The organism is Microbacterium sp. NPDC060132, from assembly GCF_042729675.1.
In the GTDB taxonomy this organism is placed as follows: Bacteria; Actinomycetota; Actinomycetes; order Actinomycetales; family Microbacteriaceae; genus Microbacterium; species Microbacterium sufflavum.
In genome coordinates this window covers 2,154,093-2,172,639 of record NZ_JBHWXU010000001.1, presented here as the reverse complement: position 1 = coordinate 2,172,639, position 18,547 = coordinate 2,154,093, and the positions used below count along the sequence as shown (strand labels likewise).

The window sequence follows — 18,547 nt, the reverse complement described above, 5'->3', positions numbered from 1 at the left end:
ACGACACCCGCCCCGCGGCCCCCGCCGACACCGCGAACACCGACACCGCGAACACCGACACCGCGAACACCGGCACCGGCGGCACCCACGCACCGGACGCCGCCCCCGCACCGGCCACGATGACGATGGCGGCCGCCCTCAACCTCGCGCTCGCCGACGCGCTGGCCTCCGATGCCGACGTGGTCGTGTTCGGCGAGGACGTCGGCGCGCTGGGCGGCGTGTTCCGCATCACTGACGGCCTCACGGCCCGCTTCGGCGAGGACCGCTGCTTCGACACCCCGCTCGCGGAGTCCGGCATCATCGGCACGGCGGTCGGCATGGCCATGAACGGCCTGCGCCCCGTGGTCGAGATGCAGTTCGACGCGTTCGCCCTGCCGGCGTTCGAGCAGATCGTCAGCCACGTCGCGAAGCTCGGCAACCGCACGCGCGGCGGCATCCGGATGCCCCTCGTGATCCGCATCCCGTTCGGCGGGGGCATCGGCGGGGTCGAGCACCACTGCGACTCGTCCGAGGCCTACTACGCGCACACCCCGGGGCTCACGGTCGTCAGCCCATCCACCCCGCAAGACGCGTACTCGCTGCTGCGCGCGGCGATCGCTTCGCCCGACCCCGTGGTGTTCCTGGAGCCGAAGAAGCTCTACTGGTCGAAGGGCGAGGTCGACACCACCGTCACGGCCGAGATCGGCTCCGCGCGCGTCGCCAGGGACGGCACCGATGTCACGCTGCTCGCCTACGGCGCCTCCGTCGCGCTCGCCCTGGAGGCGGCCGAGGTCGCGGCGGCGGAGGGGCGCAGCGTGCAGGTGGTGGACGTGCGGTCGCTGTCTCCCTTCGACGACGAGACCGTGACCGCCGCCGTGCGCTCCACCGGGCGGGCTGTCGTGATCGCCGAGGCGCCGGGCTTCGTGAGCGTCGCCTCGGAGATCCAGGCGCGCGTGTTCGAGCGGTGCTTCGAGTACCTCGCCGCGCCCGTGCGCCGCGTGACGGGCTTCGACACCCCGTACGCGCCGCCGAAGTTCGAGCACTGGTATCTGCCCGACGTCGACCGCGTGCTCGACGCGATCGACACGCTGCACTGGGACGAGGACGCATGAGCACTCCCGTGAAGACCGCCGTCCGCGTGTTCCGCCTGCCCGATCTCGGCGAGGGGCTCACCGAGGCCGGGCTCGTGCAGTGGCTGGTCGCGGTGGGCGACACGATCGTCACCGATCAGGCGATCGCCGAGGTCGAGACCGCGAAGAGCGTCGTGGAGCTGCCGTCGCCGTTCGCTGGTGTGATCACGGCGCTGCACGGCACCCCGGGCGACACGATCGACGTCGGCGCCCCGGTCCTGGAGGTCGCCGACCCCGGACACGTGCCGCACGACGCCGCGGGCACGCCGGACGCCGACCCCGCCGCGACGACCGAGCAGGAGGCGTACCGGCAGGAGGAGCGCGCCGGCTCCGGCAACGTGCTCATCGGCTACGGCACCTCGGCGTCGACCACGAAGGGCCGGCGCCGCCGACCCGCGCACGTCGGCGCGGCCGCTCCCCGCGACGCCTCCGCCGGATCCGCTGGCCCCGCAGCCGCGCCTGCCGAACCGCAGCCCGGTGCTCCCGGTGCTCCCGGCGCTCCCACCCCCGGCACCGGCGCGGCCGCGGGCGGCTCGGGCTCCGTCGATGCTCCCCCCTCCGCGCCGCGCCGCCCCGTGGCCGTCCGTTCACCCCTCGTGCGACGCCTCGCGCGAGACCTGGGGCTCGACGTGCACACCATCACCCCGAGCGGAGCCGACGGCGCCATCACCCGGGCCGACGTCCTGCGCGCCGCCGTGGACCACGCGGTCGACGGCGTCACCGCGCCGCATCACACGGCCTCCGACTCCGCGGCCCTCGGCACGACGGCAGGCGCCACCTCGGCCTCCGGCGCCGCAGCCCCGACCTCCACGACCGGCACCGGCGAGCTCGACGGCCTCCCCGTGCGATCCCGCGAGCGCCTGTCGCCGCTGCGGCGTGCCGTGAGCGCGAAGCTCGCGCGCAGCCGCTCCGAGATCCCCGAGGCCACGGTCTGGGTCGACGTGGATGCGACGGAACTGTGGGACCTCCGCGGGCAGATGGCCCCGGAGGGCGAGCGGCCGCCGTCGATCACGGCACTGCTGGCGCGGTTCGTGCTGCTGGCGCTGGAGGACTATCCGGTCCTCGCGTCGCGGCTGAGCGAGGACGGCGGCGAGCTGATCTCCTTCGACGGCGTGAACCTGGGCGTCGCGGCCGACACCGAGCGCGGCCTCCTGGTGCCGGTGGTCCCGCGGGCGCACGCGCTCACGGTGGCGCAGCTCGACACGGCGCTGCGCGAACTGGCCGCGACCGCCCGCTCCGGGTCCATGCCGCCCGAGCGCCTGCGCGGCTCGACCTTCACGCTCAACAACTACGGCGGCCTGGGGGTCGACGGCTCCGCGGCGATCATCAACCATCCTGATGTCGCGATCCTCGGCATCGGTCGCATCATCGAACGCCCGTGGGTCGTGGAGGGAGCGATCGTGCCGCGGCGGATCGCCCAGCTGTCGCTCGTGTTCGATCACCGGGTCTGCGACGGCGGTTATGCGGCCGGGTTCCTGCGCCGGGTGACGGAGCTGATCGAGCATCCGCTGCGTGCGTTCGGGAGGATCTGAGGCCGCAACCCGCTGCGCACTCTCGTGGAGCGGCGGACGATGCGCTACGCTCGGCGATTACTGACCGATCATTCGGTAAGTAATCGACGGCGTCCCCCGCGCCGCCCGACCCGACGCAGAACAACGGAGTTCGCATGACCTCAGCCACCGCTGCCGCCTCGTCCACCGGAAGGATGCCCGCCGAAGAGCGCCGGGTGCTCGCGGGCACCCTCGTGGGCACCTCGATCGAGTGGTACGACTTCTTCATCTACGCACAGGCCGCCGGCCTCGTGCTCGCGCCGCTCTTCCTCGCCCCGATCGCGGAGTCCAGCCCGGGGCTCGCCCAGGTGCTGTCGTTCGCCACGATCGGCATCTCGTTCCTGTTCCGCCCGCTCGGCGCGATCGTCGCCGGACACCTGGGCGACAAGCTCGGCCGCAAGAAGATGCTCGTCTTCACGCTCGTCATGATGGGCCTGTCCACCTCGCTGATCGGCCTGCTGCCGACGTACGCGGCGATCGGTGTCGCCGCGCCGATCCTCCTCATCCTCCTCCGCATCCTGCAGGGCTTCTCCGCGGGCGGCGAGTGGGGTGGCGCCGCCCTGATGGCCGTCGAGCACGCGCCGACGGGCCGGCGCGGCCTGTTCGGCGCCTTCCCGCAGATCGGTGTGCCGGTCGGCATGATCCTGGCGACGTTCACGCTGTGGGCGCTGACCAGCTCGATGTCGCCCGAGGCGTTCCTGGAGTGGGGCTGGCGCATCCCGTTCCTGCTGTCGATCGTGCTGATCGCGGTCGGCTACGTGATCCGCCGCGCGGTCGACGAGAGCCCCGTGTTCGAAGACCTGCGCCGCCGCCGCAAGGAGGCCTCGGCCCCGCTCGGGCAGCTGTTCCGCTCGAACACCAAGCAGGTCGTGCTGACGGCCGTCATCTTCATCGCGAACAACGCCGCCGGCTACCTGCTCATCGCGTTCTTCGCCACCTACGCGGTCACCGCGCTGGGGATGGAGCGTCCGCCCGTGCTCCTGGCGACCACGCTCGCCTCGTTCGGCTGGCTGATCTTCACGCTGTGGGGCGGGCACCTCTCCGACCGCCTCGGGCGCATCCGCACCTTCCAGATCGGGTACGTCGCCCTGGCGGTGTGGGCGATCCCGATGTGGTTCCTGATCGACACCGCGAACATCGTCTGGTACTTCGTGGCACTGTTCGTGATGACGTTCGCCCTCGGGCTGTCGTACGGCCCGCAGGCAGCGCTGTACGCCGAGATGTTCCCGGCGAACGTGCGCTACTCGGGCGTCTCGATCGGCTACGCGCTGGGCGCGATCCTCGGCGGGGCGTTCGCGCCGATGATCGCGGAGTCGCTGCTGAACCAGTTCCACGCGGCGTGGACGATCGGCCTCTACATCGCCATCGCCTCGGTCATCTCGCTCATCGGGGTGTCGCTCGTGAAGGAGACGAAGGGCGTGGACCTCTCCGTCTGACGCGCGGGATCCGGGATCGCGGCCGGCCGTGCGCCTGTGCCATAATTACCTTACGATCGGTCAGTAATTCACGGCCGGCCGCTCCCCGGACCACCCGCAGGACGACGATGTCAGGAGATCCGCATGCCAGAGGCCTATCTCGTCGGAGGCGTGCGCACGCCGGTCGGGCGCTACGGCGGCACCCTCGCCACGGTCCGCCCCGACGATCTGGCCGCCCTCGTCGTCGGCGAGGCCGTGCGGCGCGCCGGGCTCGACCCCGCGACCGCGGAGCTCGACGAGGTCATCCTCGGCGCGGCGAACCAGGCCGGTGAGGACAACCGCAACGTCGCCCGGATGGCGGTGCTGCTCGCGGGGCTCCCCGACACCGTGCCCGGCATCACCGTCAACCGGCTCTGCGCCTCCGGCATGTCGGCCGTGACCATGGCCGCCCAGGCGATCCGCGCCGGCGACGCCGACCTCATCGTGGCGGGCGGCGTGGAGTCGATGACCCGCGCGCCCTGGGTGCAGGCGAAGCCCGAGAAGGCCTGGGCCAAGCCCGGAGCCGCGTTCGACACCTCGATCGGCTGGCGCTTCCCCAACCCGCGGCTGCTCGCGCGCGACAAGGCCACGTTCACGATGCCGGAGACTGCGGAGGAGGTCGCCCGCGTCGACGGCATCACGCGCGCGGAGGCCGACGCGTTCGCCGTGCGGTCGCAGCAGCGCGCCGCCGCCGCGATCAGCGCCGGTCGCTTCGCCCCCGAGATCGTCGGCGTGCCCGTGCGCAACGGCGAGGTGCTCGTCGACGAGGGCCCCCGCCCCGACACGACCCTCGAGGTCCTGGCCAGGCTGCGCCCCGTGGTCGCGGGCGGCGAGGTCGTGACCGCGGGCAACTCCAGCGCCCTCAACGACGGCGCGTCAGCGGTGCTGGTGGCGAGCGCTGCGGCCGTGGAGCGCTACGGCCTCACGCCCCGCGCGCGCATCGTGGTGGGCACCTCGGCCGGACTCGCCCCCGAGGTCATGGGGCTCGGGCCGGTGCCCGCGACCGAGAAGGCACTGCACCGTTCGGGGCTGTCGCTGGACGACCTGGGGTCGATCGAGCTGAACGAGGCCTTCGCATCGCAGTCGCTCGCGTGCATCCGCCGCCTCGGACTCGACGAGGACCGGGTGAACGCCGACGGCGGAGCCATCGCGCTGGGCCACCCCCTCGGCTCCTCGGGCTCGCGGCTGCTGGTCACGCTGATGGGCCGCATGGAGCGTGAGGGCTCGCAATACGGCCTGGCGACGATGTGCGTCGGCGTCGGGCAGGGGGCGGCCACGATCCTGGAGGCCGTGCGATGACCGCGGCGCCGACCGCCGAGACCCCGCCCGCGACGCCGCTGCTGGTCGAGCACCGCGAGGACCGGGTGATCGCGACCCTGAATCGTCCGCACAAGCGCAACGCGATCGACCAGGCCACGATCGACGCGCTGCACGCCCTGTGCGCGGAGCTGGAGGAGACGCCGAAGACGCTGATCCTCACCGGGGCCGAGGGCGTGTTCGCCGCGGGTGCCGACATCGCCCAGCTGCGGGAGCGCCGCGCCGCCGACGCGCTGCGCGGCATCAACGCCCACGCGTTCGTGCGCCTCGCGGAGCTGCCGATGCCCGTGATCGCCGCGATCGACGGCTACGCCCTGGGCGGTGGGGCCGAGCTCGCCTACGCCGCGGACATCCGCCTCGCCACGCCCGCGCTCCGCATCGGCAACCCCGAGACCGGTCTCGGGATCATCGCCGCGGCCGGGGCATCGTGGCGGCTGAAGGAGATCGTGGGTGAGGCCAGGGCCGCCGAGCTGCTGTTCACCGGTCGCACGGTGCTCGCCGACGAGGCGCTGCGCCTCGGGATCGTCTCCGCTCTGCACGAGCCGGACGAGCTGCTCGACGCCGCCCACGCCGTGGCCGACCGCATCGCCCGCAACGACCCCGCGGCCACGATGGCGACCAAGCGCGTGCTGCGCGCCCCGCGCGACCGGCACCCCGCCGTCGACCTGGAGGAGCAGTCCGTGCTCTTCGAGAGCCCGGAGAAGTTCCGCCGCATGACCGCCTTCCTGGAGCGGAGAGACCGATGACGACCACCTCACCTTCCCCCTCCGCGGCCGCCGCGACGGCCCCGCCCACCGCCCCGGCGCGCGTCGGCGTGCTCGGCGGCGGGCGCATGGGCGCCGGCATCGCGCACGCCTTCCTGCTCGCGGGTTCCCGCGTGACCGTGGTGGAACGCGATGACGCGGCGGCGGAGACGGCGTCCGCGCGCGTGCTCGGCTCCGTCGACGCCTCGATCGCCCGCGGCTCCGCCACCGACACGGTCGCGTCGTATCGGGCACGCTTCGCGACCGGCACCGACGCGGCCCTCTTCGCCGACTGCGACCTCGTCGTCGAGGCCGTGCCGGAGGACCTGAGCCTGAAGATCGAGGCGCTCACCCGCGTGGAGGCGCAGCTCTCCCCCGCCGCCGCCCTGGCCTCCAACACATCCTCCATCGCGATCGACGAGCTCGCCGCCGTGCTCGACCGCCCGGCGCGCTTCCTCGGCCTGCACTTCTTCAACCCGGTGCCCGCCTCGACCCTGGTGGAGATCGTGCGCGGCGCGGCGACCGACGCGGCCCTGACCGACGCGGCCCGCGGCTGGGTGCACGCCCTCGGCAAGACGCCGATCGTGGTCGCCGACGCGCCGGGCTTCGCCTCCTCACGACTGGGCGTCGCGCTCGGCCTGGAGGCGATCCGGATGCTGGAGGACGGCGTCGCCTCGGCGGCCGACATTGACGCCGCCATGACCCTCGGCTACAAGCATCCGGTGGGCCCGCTCCGGCTCACCGACCTCGTGGGGCTCGACGTGCGGCTCGGCATCGCCGAGTACCTGGCCGCGCACCTGGGCCCGCGCTTCGAACCCCCCGCTCTGCTGCGCCGTCTCGTCGCCGAGGGCCACCTCGGCCGCAAGAGCGGACGCGGCTTCTACGACTGGGACGACTGATGAAGGGAACCCCCATGACCGAGATCCTCCCCAGCTACGTGCAGGGTGCGTGGTGGACCCCGTCCGCCGACACCGAGGCCACCGAGGTGCGCGACGCCTCCACGGGCGAGGTGGTCACGCGCGTCTCCACGAGCGGGCTCGACCTGGGCGCCGCCCTGGACCACGCGCGCACGGTCGGGCAGGCGTCTCTCGGCGCGCTCACCTTCCACCAGCGGGCCGTGCTGCTGAAGAAGCTCGCGCTCGCCCTCACCGCACGCAAGGAGGAGCTGTACGCGCTGTCGAGCCGCACGGGCGCCACGGCGCAGGACTCCTGGGTCGACATCGACGGCGGCATCGGCGTGCTCTTCGCCTACTCCAGCAAGGGCCGCCGTGAGCTGCCCAACGCGAAGGTCTACGTCGACGGCGCCGTCGAGAACCTCTCGCGCGACGGCTCGTTCCTCGGCCGCCACATCTACACGCGCCTGCCCGGGGTGGCCGTGCAGATCAACGCCTTCAACTTCCCGGTGTGGGGGTCGCTGGAGAAGTTCGCGCCCGCCTTCCTCGCCGGGGTGCCCACGGTCGTGAAGCCCGCGACGCCCACCGGCTACCTCACCGAGGCGATGGTGCGCGTGATGGTCGAGTCCGGGCTGCTGCCCGACGGCTCGCTGCAGCTGGTGTCGGGCAGTGTGCCTGACCTGTTCGACCATCTGCGCCTGGGCGACCTCGTGGCGTTCACCGGCTCGGCCTCGACCGCGGAGCGCCTGCGCGCGCACGACGCGGTGCAGACCGGCGGTGTGCGCTTCACGAGCGAGACCGACTCGATCAACGCGTCGATCCTCGGCACCGACGCCGTGAGCGGCACCCCCGAGTTCGACGCCTACGTGAAGCAGCTCGTGACCGAGATGACCTCGAAGGCCGGGCAGAAGTGCACCGCGATCCGCCGCGCCATCGTGCCCGAGGACGCCGTGGACGACGTGATCGCCGCCGTGCGCGCGCGCCTGGAGCAGCGGATCGTCGTGGGCGACCCGCGGGCCGAGGGCGTCACGATGGGCCCGCTCGCCTCCCTCGCACAGCGCGACGAGGTGCGCCGCCAGGTGCGACGGCTGCAGGAGGGCGGCGGCGAGCTCGTGATCGGCTCGACCGACGACCCCGCGGTGCGTCACGCCGACGGCAGCGAGGCGACCGCCCCCGAAGGCGCCTTCGTCGCCCCGATGCTGCTGCGCTTCGCCGACGCGACCAGCCCCGCCGTGAACGAGATCGAGGCGTTCGGCCCGGTGTCGAGCATCGTCGGGTACCGGTCGCTGGCCGAGGCGTCGGAACTCGTGGCCCGCGGCGGCGGCTCCCTCGTCACCAGTGTCGCGACCCACGACCCCGAGGTCGCGACGACCCTGGCGGCCGGCATCGCCGCCTACAACGGCCGGGTGCTGTTCCTCGACCGCGACGACGCGCGCAGCTCGACCGGTCACGGCTCCCCCCTGCCCAACCTCGTGCACGGCGGGCCGGGCAGGGCGGGCGGCGGCGAGGAGCTGGGCGGCATCCGCGCGGTGCTGCACCACATGCAGCGGACGGCCGTGCAGGGCTCCCCCGAGATGATGACCGCGCTCACCGGCGTGTGGCATCAGGGCGCGACGGCCCGCCCGTTCGAGGCGAACGACGGCGTGCATCCGTTCCGCAAGTCGCTGTCCGAGCTGCGGATTGGCGATCAGGTCGCGAGCCCCTCGCGCACCGTGACCCTCGACGACATCGAGACGTTCGCGGCGTTCACGGGCGACACCTTCTACGCGCACATGGACGAGGCCTCCGCGGCCGCGAACCCGTTCTTCCCCGGACGGGTCGCGCACGGCTACCTGCTGGTGTCGTGGGCCGCTGGGCTGTTCGTCGACCCGGCGCCCGGGCCCGTGCTGGCCAACTCCGGCCTGGAGAACCTGCGCTTCGTGACGCCCGTGTCACCCGGCGACGAGATCCGGGTCGAGCTCACCGCCAAGCAGATCACCCCGCGCGAGACCGACGAGTACGGCGAGGTGCGGTGGGATGCGGTGCTGAAGAACCAGGACGACGAGATCGTCGCGACCTACGACGTGCTCACGCTCGTCGCCAAGGAGCTCGCCGCCGTGTGAAAGCGCGGGGCGCCGGGCGGGCGGGGTGTCCGGCGCCTCAGCGGCGGCGCAGGCCGTCGAGGGCGATGGCGACCACGTCGTCGGCGAGCCGGTCCGCGCCCTCACGCCCTCCGGGGCGGTACCACTCGACGATCGAGTTGATCATGCCGAACGTGAGGCGGGCCACGACGGCCGCGTCGATGTCGGAGCGCAGCGACCCCTCCGCCTGCGCCTCTCCGACGAGCGCGGTGATGCGCCGGTCGAACGCGCGACGGCGAGTGAGCGCACGCCGCTCCACGTCGGTGTTCCCGCGCACCCGCAGCAGCAAGGTCACGGCGGGCAGCTGCGACACGAGCACGTGCACGGCGCCGCGCAGCACGTGCTCCAGGCGCGCGACGGCGTCGGGCGCCCGGCCGCCGTCCGTGAGCGGCAGCGGGTCGTCGACAACGGCCTCCAGGCCGCTCAGGGCAGCGTCGAGCGCCCGGTCGAGGATGTCGTCCTTCGAGGCGAAGTGGTGGTAGATCGCCGACTTCGACAGGCCAAGGCGCTCGGCCAGCTTGCCGATCGAGGTCGCGTCGTAGCCGTGCTCGTTGAACGCGGCGACCGCGACGTCGAGGATCCCCTGCTGGTCGTACCCGGGGCGGCCGCGCCGCGTGGTCTGCATCTCGGACATCCCCCACAGTCTCCCATCGCGGCGCCCCCGCGCCGTGCAGGCGGCGCGATCTCGGCGCCGTGTCAGCGCAGGTCGTAGACGCGCTTGTACTTGCCCTCGCTGCGGGGCAGGGCACCCGGCTCCTCCAGCCGCACCGCGACCGTCGACCCGACGAACACCTTGATGCGCTGCGCCAGCACCTTCGCCGCCGCCGCGCACGTGTCCACCGAGAGGTCGGGGTGACGCTCGATGCGCACGGTCAGGGCGTCCATCCGCCCCTCCTTCGTCAGCTCCAGGATGAAGTGCGGGGTCAGCTGCTCGATGCCCAGCACCAGCTCCTCGATCTGCGTCGGGAACAGGTTCACGCCGCGCAGGATGATCATGTCGTCGTTGCGACCGGTCACCTTCTCCATGCGCCGCATGCCCGGCCGCGCGGTGCCCGGCAGCAGGCGCGTGATGTCGCGCGTGCGGTATCGGATCACCGGGAACGCCTCCTTGGTGAGCGAGGTGAACACGAGCTCGCCGCGTTCCCCGTCGGGGAGCGCCTCGAGCGTGTCGCCGTCGATCACCTCGGGAAGGAAGTGGTCCTCCCACAGGTGCGGCCCGTCCTTGGTCTCCAGGCACTCGTTCCCGACCCCGGGCCCCATCACCTCGCTGAGCCCGAAGATGTCGAGCGCGTCGAGGTCCAGGCGCTGCTCGAGCTCGTGCCGCATCTCGTTCGTCCACGGCTCGGCACCGAGCACCGCCACCTTCAGCGACGTCGACCGGGGGTCGATGCCCTGCGCGGCCATCGCATCCGCGATCGTGAGCAGGTAGCTGGGCGTGCACAGGATGGCGTCCGGCTCGAAGTCGCGGATCAGCTGCACCTGCCGTGCCGTCTGCCCGCCCGACATCGGGATCACCGTGGCGCCCAGGGCCTCGATGCCCGCGTGCGCTCCGAGGCCGCCCGTGAACAGGCCGTAGCCGTAGGCGTTGTGCACCTTCATGCCCCGCCGGATGCCGCTGGCCCGCAGCGACCGCGCCACGAGCGAACCCCAGCGGTCGAGGTCGCCCCGGGTGTAGCCGACCACGGTCGGGCGGCCCGTGGTGCCGCTGGAGGCGTGGATGCGGGCGACCTCGTCCATCGGCACCGCGAACATCCCGAACGGGTAGGTCTCGCGCAGGTCGTCCTTCGTCGTGAAGGGCAGGCGGCGCACGTCGTCGAGCGACCGGATGTCGTCGGGGTGCACGCCCGCCTCGTCGAACTTGCGGGTGTAGAGCGGCACGTGCGCGTAGGCGTGGCGCACGGTCCGTTGCAGCCGCTCCAGTTGAAGGGCCTCGAGCTCCGCACGGCTCAGGCGCTCCTCGGGGTCGAGTTCCTCGGCGGCGGGCGGGCGGAGGGCGGAAGCGGGGGCGGTCGTCGTCGACACGGGGGCTCCTCGGGTTTCGGCGGGTCAGTGGGTCTGGGGCGTGGTGCGGGAGCGGCCGCGGAACTCGGCGACGGTGTCGCCCTGCTCGTCGACCACGGTGACGTCGTAGATGCCGGAGCGCCCGGTGCGGGTGCGTCGCACGGCCGTGGCCGTGAGGGTCTGCCCGGCGACGGTCGGCTTGAGGAAGGCGATGTCGGCTCCGGCCGCGACCGTGACCCGGTCGTCCTCGTTGCAGGCGATCGCGAAGGCCGTGTCGGCGAGCGCGAACACGAACCCGCCGTGGGTGATGCGGAAGCCGTTGGTCATGTCGTCGCGCACGCGCATCGAGACGACCGCATGACCGGGGTCGTCGCGCTCGACCGTGAGCCCGAGCATCGCGGACGCGCGGTCGCGCTGCATCATGGCGCGATTGGGCTGCACGGCCTCCGCCGTCTCCGTCGTCACATCCGTCATCGCCGACCTCCTCGTCGCGCTGGGGACGGGACGCCGCGGTCCCGCTCGGCCCATACTAACTGAACGATCGGTCAGTAAGACAGAGCGGGACCGCGGCCCGACGCAGAGCGTGCGTCAGTCGACGGTGAGGGGCGGGGTCAGCGTCGCGTCCTCCACCGTGATCCCGGTGATGACGGCCGCCGGATCAGCGGCGTCGCGGTCCGCGCGGAAGCGAACCACGCCGCCCTCCCTCGTCGCCCACTGATAGAAGTCCTCGCCGGACGAGACGATCTGCAGGAACGTGCCATCGGGGAATGCGGCGACGGCGTCGGCGAGCGGCGCCCCGATGCGCACGCCCTGGGCCGCCGGGAGCAGGTCGCCGTTCGGCTCGACGTCACCGTCCAGGTTCGCGATGCCGGCGGTCACGCCGCTGAGCCGCGCCCCGTCTTCGGTGAAGTGCAGGATGAGCGAGGACTGTCCGTCCGGACTCACCAGGCGCGCGGCCGTGTCCGTCCAGGTGAACTCCTCGGCCGTCGCACCGGGAACCGCGGCGAGCGCGGCGGCGCGGTCGGCACCGAAGATCAGAGGACCGACGCCCGTCGGCGTCAGCTCCCACGTGCTCCAGTCGGCGGAGGGATCCTGCGCGGACGGCGTCGGCGTGACGGGCGGCTGCGCGGTGAGCTCGTCCACGAGCGCGGTCTTCGCCTCCACCGCACGGTCGCGCAGCAGGAGCGCAGCGGCCTCCGCGTCGAACGCGGAACCGTCCTGTGCCGGCTGCCACGCGTGCACGATCACGTTGCCGACCGCGGCGAACGCGTGGTGTGCACGCCACGGGCTCCCCGAGGAGTCGAGTTCCAGCGTCCCGGCGAAGGCGCGGACACCATCGCCGTCGGGAGCCACGGAGGCCGTGAAGGACCCCGGCCCCTGGGCGTCGAACTGCGCGCAGCTCTCGACCGTCGACACGAGGTCGTCCATTCGAGCGGACGCGTTCTCCTCCGAGGCGAACTGCAGGATCTCCTGCCTTCCGCTGTTCCCGGCGTCTGCGCCATCGACCCACGGCACCGTGCGCGCGCCGACGCTGCGCATCGACGTCTCGCTGATCAGGAGCCTGCAGACGGCCGGAGCGAAGTCGGGACCGCCGCCGTCGGCGTACTGCACGAGCGTGTCCGTGATCGCGGTCGCGGGCGGTGCCCCCGGGAAGAGGCCGGCGACCTCCTGCGGAGTCAGTGCGAACGACTCCAGCTCGTCGCCGACGAAGAGCAGCGGCCCATCGTACGGCTCCGGCGCCGAGGTCGACGGCGCGGCCGAAGGACTCGACGCGGGCTCGGGAGTCGGTGCGCACGCGGACACCCCCGCGAGCGCCCCCACGAGGACGGCCGCGAGGCCGCCTCGCGCGATCGATCTCTTCACGAACGACATGCTGGACATTCGACCCTCCGGTGGTCTCTCACGCGCCGACGGCGCGTCCCCTGCCGCGAGCGTAGTGGTCCGGCCCACCAAAATACTGGCCAGCCGACCACCGTGACGAGAACGATACGGATCGCATGCCCGCATCGGCATACACCGCGCCCCGACCGCAGAAGCCCGCGTCGGGCGCCGTCACCCGGCGCGCGTCACGGCCGCCCGCGCCTCGGCCGCCGTGGGGGCGCCGGCCGCGGCCTCGGCCATCCGACGGCAGTCCTCGACGGTCACCGCGTCCAGCGCCGCGGCCACCCGTCCGAGCGCACGCGGGGTCATCGACAGGGAGGTCACGCCGAGCCCGACCAGCACGGGAGCGAGGGCCGGATCGCCCCCGGCCTCACCGCACACCCCGACCGGCTTCCCCGCCGCGCGACCCGCCGCGCCCACCATGCCGATCAGGCGCAGGACTGCGGGCTGCCACGGGTCGTTCAGCTCGCCGAGGTCGCTCAGCAGGCGGTCGGCCGCCAGCGTGTACTGGGCGAGGTCGTTCGTCCCGAGGCTCACGAAGTCCACGACCTCGAACAGCTCGGCCGCCAGCAGGGCGGCAGCGGGCGTCTCGATCATGATCCCGACGCGGTCCAGCCCGGCGGCGTGACACCGCTCCGCGAACTCCCGCGCCTCCTCGACGGTCGCGACCATCGGCGCCATCACCTCGACCTCGGCCGACTCCGCATCCGCCGCGCGCGCGAGGGCCCGCAGCTGATCGTCGAGCAGGGCGGGGTTCCGCCGGGCGATGCGCAGTCCGCGCACACCGAGGGCCGGGTTGTCCTCGTGATCGGCGTTCGCGAAGGGCAGCGGCTTGTCGCTGCCCGCATCGAGCGTGCGCACCACCACCTTGCGGCCGGGGAACGCGGCGAGCACTCCGCGATACGCCTCGACCTGCTCGTCGATCGTCGGCGCATCGACACGGCCGAGGAAGCAGAACTCGGTGCGGAACAGGCCGACGCCCTCCGCCTGCGCCGCTGCCGCCGTCACCGCATCCGCCGCGCCACCCACGTTCGCACGCAGGGGCACGCGGTGGCCGTCCGCCAGGCGCCCGCGTCCGTCGAACCGCATGACGGGGGAGGCGGTACGCGCCGACGCCACGTCTGCCTCGTCCGGATCGAGTGACACCGTGCCACGATCCCCGTCCACCAGCACGGTCGTCCCCTCGGGGATCCCGAGCGCACCCGCGAGTCCCACCACCGCGGGAAGTCCGAGCGAGCGCGCGATGATCGCGGTGTGCGAGGTCGGGCCGCCCTGCTCCGTCACCAGCGCCACGCACCGCCCCCCGTCCAGGGTGGCGGTGTCGGCCGGAGACAGATCGGTCGCCACCAGCACGAACGGCTCGTCGCGCTCCGGCACACCGGGCAGGTCGACCCGCAGGATCTCCGCGATGATGCGATCGCGCACGTCGCGGATGTCGGCGGCGCGCTCGGCCATCCGGCCGCCGAGCGCGAGGAGGGCCTTCTCGTGCGTCGCGGACGTCTCCCAGACGGCGCGCGCGGCCGTGCGTCCCTGCGCGCGCACGAGCTCCGTCGCCTCCGACACCAGCTCCGGGTCGGACGCGAGGAGCCGGGACGCATCGAGGATCGCGCGGGCCTCGCCGGTCGCCTGAGCCGTGCGCGAACGCAGCTGGTCGGCCACGGCCACCGCGGCCCACTCGATCGCCGACACCTCGGCCTCGCGCTCGTCCGGCGCGACCACCGTCTCGGCGTCGGGCTCCGGCAGCGGCGGCGCCACGTGCACCACCGGCGCCGCGACCCTCCCCGGGCTCACACCGCGCCCCCGCAGCACGGCCCCGGGCTCGATCGGCACCGGTCCGTCCGCATCGCCGTCCACACCCGCTGCGTCCGCAGCCGAACCCGCTCTCGCCCCGCGGGCGTCGTTCGTCTCCGCGCCGGCGCCACGGCCCCCGGTCTCCGCGGCGGCGGCAGCACCCGGGCCGTCCGCCGCGCCGGACGCATCCGGACCCCCGACGGTGGCGCGAGCGCCCTCTCCGCCGGCACCGTCCGCGGCTCGGGTGTCGTCGCGCTGTGCGTCCTCCGTGCCCTCGCCGAAGCCGTCGTCGAACAGGGCGACCAGCCGGTCGAGGGCGGCCCCGGCGTCGGGACCGCGGCCGATCAGCTCGAACTCCGTGCCCTGCCGCGCTCCGAGCGCGAGCAGGCGCGTGAGGCTGCGCGCCGCCGCCTCGATCCCATCGGGCAGCCGTCGCAGGCGCACGTCCGCGCCACCGGCGGCCTCCGCGATCAGGGCGGCCGGGCGCGCGTGGATGCCCAGCGGGTTGCGCACCCGCACGCGACGCACACTCACGCCCTCCTCATGCGCGCCCGGCTCCGGCGGGTCCGCCGGAGTCCCGCCCGTCGCCGCGGATCCTGACCCGCTCGGCGAGTCCCCCCGCGTCCCTGGCTCCGACTCCGGCACGGCCGCGGACCCGGTCGTCGTACCCGCTCCCACCCCCGTGCTCCCGGCGGCGCCCGCCTCCGCCTCGGGCTCCCCGAGCTGTCCGCTCTTCGCCACCAGCGCTCCGGTCGCCTCCGCGGCCACGGCGTCGAGGTCGGCCCCGGCCGCGGCGGCGACCACCGCGGCGAGCAGCCCCTCCACGAACGGCGCGGGCGCCAGTCGCACCGGCACGTCGCTCGCCCGCAGCTCCAGCGCGAGCTCGGCGCTCAGCACCGCGGACCCGAGGTCCATCAGCACCAGCACCCCGTCGCAGTCCGCGGCGAGCACATCGATCGCGGTCGCGACGGCCACGGCGTCGGTCCCGAGTACCGGGGCACCGTCGGCGTCGACCCCCGCGCCCGCCGCCACCTCGACGCGCACGCCTCCCCCCGGCACCATCTGGAGGGCGAGCTCGAGCGCCGCCTCCCCGAGCCGGGCGCTGTGGGAGACGGCGACGATGCCGATCATCAGGCGCTGTCCGCGATCGCGGCGGCGAGCGTGTCGAACAGGATCGCGGTGGAGGCCGCGCCCGGGTCGAGGTGCCCCGCGCTGCGTTCGCCCAGGTAGCTGGCGCGCCCCTTGCGCGCCACCAGGTCGAGGGTGGCGTCGCGCCCCGCGGCCGCCGCGTCGGCCGCCGCCCGGGCGGCGTCGCCCACCGAGGATCCGTCGGCGAGCGCCGCGTCGAACGCATCGACCGCCGGCGCCATCGCGTCGTACATGGTCTTGTCCCCCGCCTCGGGCTTGCCGCGGGCGACGATGCCCTCGAGTCCGGCACGCAGGGCCGCGGCGAGCGCGGGGCCGTCCATCTCCGAGACCGCTCCGGCGGACATGCCCATGCGCAGGAAGAAGGTGCCGTACAGCGGGCCGCTCGCTCCGCCCACCGAGCTCACGAGCGTCATGCCGACCGTCTTCAGCAGCTCGTCGACCGTGGCCGGGGTCCCCGCGGCCAGCTTGTCTCCCACGGCCGCGAAGCCGCGGGCCATGTTGGCGCCGTGGTCGGCGTCGCCGATCGCGGAGTCCAGCTCGGTGAGCCAGTCGCGCTGCGCGGTGACCGCGTCGCGGTAGCGGGTGATCCAGTCCGCGAGCTGCGCGGTGCCGACGGCCGCCATCAGGCGCCCCACCGCAGGCCGGGGGTGACCACGGGTGCGTCCCACAGCCGCAGCAGCTCGTCGTCGGCTTTCAGCACCGTGACCGAGCAGCCGGCCATGTCGAGCGAGGTGATGTAGTTGCCGACGAGGTTGCGGGCGATCTGCACGCCCGACTTCTCCAGGATCGCGGCGACCTCGCCGTACATGAGGTAGAGCTCGATGAGCGGGGTCGCGCCCATGCCGTTGAGCATCACGATCGCGGGACCGGCCGCGTCGATGTCGCCCAGGATGGGTTCGACGAGCTGGCGGGCGATGTCGGACGCGGGCGCGAGCGGCTCGCGGTGCCGGCCCGGCTCGCCGTGGATGCCGATGCCGATCTCCATCTGGTCGTCCGGGAGGTCGAACGTGGGCTTGCCCGCGGCGGGCACGGTGCAGCTCGTGAGCGCCATGCCCATCGAGCGCCCCTGTCCGTTGATGCGCTTCGCCAGCTCGACGACGGACGCGAGGTCGCGGCCCTCCTCGGCGGCGGCGCCCACGAGCTTCTCCAGCAGCACCGTGAGCCCGACCCCGCGGCGTCCCGCCGTGTACAGCGAGTCCTGCACCGCGACGTCGTCCTCGACCACGACCGTGCCCACCTCGATGCCCTCCATCGACGCGAGCTCGGCCGCCATCTCGAAGTTGAGCACGTCGCCGGTGTAGTTCTTCACGATGTGCAGCACGCCGGCGCCACGGTCGACGGCCTGGGTCGCCACCTGTACGCGGTCGGGGGTGGGTGAGGTGAAGACCTCCCCGGCGACGGCCGCATCGAGCATGCCCGTGCCCACGTAGCCGCCGTGCAGGGGCTCGTGTCCCGACCCGCCGCCGGACACGACGGCGACCTTGCCCTGCGCCTTGGGCGTGGCCCGCGTGATGACGTGGTTCTCCAGATCCACCGACAGCTCCGGATGAGCGGCGGCGACGCCCCGCAGGGATTCGACGAGGACGTCTTCCGGGGCGTTGATGAGCTTCTTCATCGTGCGATCTCCTTTGATGCATCGTGCGCTGTCCCGAAAATCCGAAAGGAATTCGTTAATGTCGAATATGCTCGGAGCCTGCCGGCTTGTCAAGATCGTTCAGGCGACCGGCGCGACCGGGTCGACGACGACCGGAAGGAGACGCGGATGATCCAGGCGATCGACCGTGCGGCGAAGATCCTCGACCTGCTGCAGGGGGCGCGCCACCTCGGCATCACCGACCTGTCGAGCGCGCTCGGCCTGCCGCCGTCGACCGTGCACGGCATCGTGAAGTCGCTGCGCGCGCACGGTCTGGTCGCCAAGGAGCGCGGAGGGCAGCGCTACATGCTCGGCCCCACCCTGCTGCGCCTCAGCAACGTGTACCTCGACAGCCTCGACGTGCGGGCGCGGTCCATGCGCTGGACCCAGGAGCTCGCCCGCCGCACGCACCTCTCCGTGCGCCTGGGAGCGCCGCACTTCACCGACGTGCTGGTGATCCATCACAACCTGCGCCCCGACGACAGCCAGCAGATGCTCGAGACCGGTATGGCGATCCCCGCGCACGCCTCCGCGATGGGCAAGGTGCTGCTCGCGTACGACCAGGGGTTCCAGCGGACGGTGTTCGACGCACCGCTGCGCAGCCTCACCGGCGACACGGTCACCGACGTCGCGCGGTTGACGCTGGAGCTGCCCGCGATCGCCGAGCGGGGCATGGCGGGCGAGTTCGACGAGGCCGTGCTCGGTGAGTCGTCGCTCGCGGCGCCCGTCGCCGATGCCTCCGACGCGATCGTCGCCGCGGTCGCCGTGGTCCTGCCGACCTCGCAGACCCCCGCCTCGGACGCCGTCGTGAACGCTCTGCGCGAGACCGCGAGGAACATCTCCCGCGAACTCGGCGCGACCTCCTGGCCCCCGCGCATCTCCCCCGCCGACGACTGAGCCCGGGGC

The 18,547-nt window shown here is 73.3% G+C and carries 15 protein-coding genes; 8 read left to right on the top strand and 7 right to left on the bottom strand.

Going from position 1 to position 18,547, the window contains the following annotated elements; translation table 11 throughout:
* Window positions 1-119 precede the first annotated feature (119 nt).
* The 7 genes from ACFWCH_RS10580 to paaZ all read left to right on the top strand — a co-directional run bounded on the left by ACFWCH_RS10580 (window position 120) and on the right by paaZ (window position 9,168).
* A complete protein-coding gene (locus ACFWCH_RS10580) occupies window positions 120-1,091 on the top strand; it encodes an alpha-ketoacid dehydrogenase subunit beta (protein WP_136044543.1) in 972 nt (323 codons plus the stop codon).
* Complete coding sequence (locus ACFWCH_RS10575) at window positions 1,088-2,641, top strand: dihydrolipoamide acetyltransferase family protein (protein WP_378803506.1); 1,554 nt, start codon at window positions 1,088-1,090, stop codon at window positions 2,639-2,641. The genes ACFWCH_RS10580 and ACFWCH_RS10575 overlap by 4 nt, the downstream gene beginning before the upstream one ends.
* Window positions 2,642-2,775: 134 nt before the next feature.
* On the top strand, window positions 2,776-4,095 hold the full coding sequence (locus tag ACFWCH_RS10570; RefSeq protein ID WP_206251595.1) for an MFS transporter: 1,320 nt from the start codon (window positions 2,776-2,778) through the stop codon (window positions 4,093-4,095).
* 123 nt (window positions 4,096-4,218) lie between these two features.
* Window positions 4,219-5,412: a thiolase family protein gene (locus ACFWCH_RS10565; protein WP_378803505.1), complete on the top strand. Its 1,194-nt coding sequence runs from the start codon at window positions 4,219-4,221 to the stop codon at window positions 5,410-5,412.
* Window positions 5,409-6,176, top strand: a complete 768-nt coding sequence (locus tag ACFWCH_RS10560) for an enoyl-CoA hydratase/isomerase family protein (RefSeq protein ID WP_378803504.1) — start codon at window positions 5,409-5,411, stop codon at window positions 6,174-6,176. The genes ACFWCH_RS10565 and ACFWCH_RS10560 overlap by 4 nt, the downstream gene beginning before the upstream one ends.
* The gene (locus ACFWCH_RS10555; RefSeq protein ID WP_247638497.1) at window positions 6,173-7,072 is read left to right on the top strand and encodes a 3-hydroxyacyl-CoA dehydrogenase family protein; all 900 of its coding nucleotides are present in this window, start codon (window positions 6,173-6,175) and stop codon (window positions 7,070-7,072) included. Before ACFWCH_RS10560 ends, ACFWCH_RS10555 begins: the two co-directional genes overlap by 4 nt.
* A gap of 14 nt (window positions 7,073-7,086) precedes the next feature.
* On the top strand, window positions 7,087-9,168 hold the full coding sequence (gene paaZ, locus ACFWCH_RS10550) for a phenylacetic acid degradation bifunctional protein PaaZ (RefSeq protein ID WP_378803503.1): 2,082 nt from the start codon (window positions 7,087-7,089) through the stop codon (window positions 9,166-9,168).
* 37 nt (window positions 9,169-9,205) lie between these two features.
* Here the strand turns inward: paaZ and ACFWCH_RS10545 are convergent, their stop codons facing one another.
* The 7 genes from ACFWCH_RS10545 to dhaK form a co-directional block, all read right to left on the bottom strand.
* Window positions 9,206-9,820 (bottom strand): TetR/AcrR family transcriptional regulator, encoded by a 615-nt coding sequence (locus tag ACFWCH_RS10545; protein WP_136035420.1) that lies wholly within the window; start codon window positions 9,818-9,820, stop codon window positions 9,206-9,208.
* Window positions 9,821-9,882: 62 nt separating this feature from the next.
* Complete coding sequence (gene paaK, locus ACFWCH_RS10540) at window positions 9,883-11,208, bottom strand: phenylacetate--CoA ligase PaaK (RefSeq protein WP_247638495.1); 1,326 nt, start codon at window positions 11,206-11,208, stop codon at window positions 9,883-9,885.
* 24 nt (window positions 11,209-11,232) lie between these two features.
* Entirely contained in the window at window positions 11,233-11,661 is a 429-nt protein-coding gene (gene paaI, locus ACFWCH_RS10535; RefSeq protein ID WP_136035418.1) for a hydroxyphenylacetyl-CoA thioesterase PaaI, read from the bottom strand.
* 114 nt (window positions 11,662-11,775) lie between these two features.
* Window positions 11,776-13,059, bottom strand: coding sequence for a sensor domain-containing protein (locus ACFWCH_RS10530; protein WP_136044817.1), 1,284 nt, complete (start codon window positions 13,057-13,059; stop codon window positions 11,776-11,778).
* 180 nt (window positions 13,060-13,239) lie between these two features.
* Complete coding sequence (gene ptsP, locus ACFWCH_RS10525; RefSeq protein ID WP_378803502.1) at window positions 13,240-15,990, bottom strand: phosphoenolpyruvate--protein phosphotransferase; 2,751 nt, start codon at window positions 15,988-15,990, stop codon at window positions 13,240-13,242.
* Window positions 15,990-16,631 (bottom strand): dihydroxyacetone kinase subunit DhaL, encoded by a 642-nt coding sequence (dhaL, locus tag ACFWCH_RS10520; RefSeq protein ID WP_378803501.1) that lies wholly within the window; start codon window positions 16,629-16,631, stop codon window positions 15,990-15,992. Before dhaL ends, ptsP begins: the two co-directional genes overlap by 1 nt.
* Window positions 16,631-17,623 carry a dihydroxyacetone kinase subunit DhaK gene (gene dhaK, locus ACFWCH_RS10515; protein ID WP_378803500.1) on the bottom strand — a complete coding sequence of 331 codons (993 nt, stop codon included), beginning with the start codon at window positions 17,621-17,623 and terminating at the stop codon, window positions 16,631-16,633. Before dhaK ends, dhaL begins: the two co-directional genes overlap by 1 nt.
* A 147-nt stretch (window positions 17,624-17,770) precedes the next feature.
* On the opposite strand from dhaK, the gene ACFWCH_RS10510 reads away from it, so the two are divergent.
* A complete protein-coding gene (locus tag ACFWCH_RS10510; protein WP_136030274.1) occupies window positions 17,771-18,538 on the top strand; it encodes an IclR family transcriptional regulator in 768 nt (255 codons plus the stop codon).
* Window positions 18,539-18,547 lie beyond the last annotated feature (9 nt).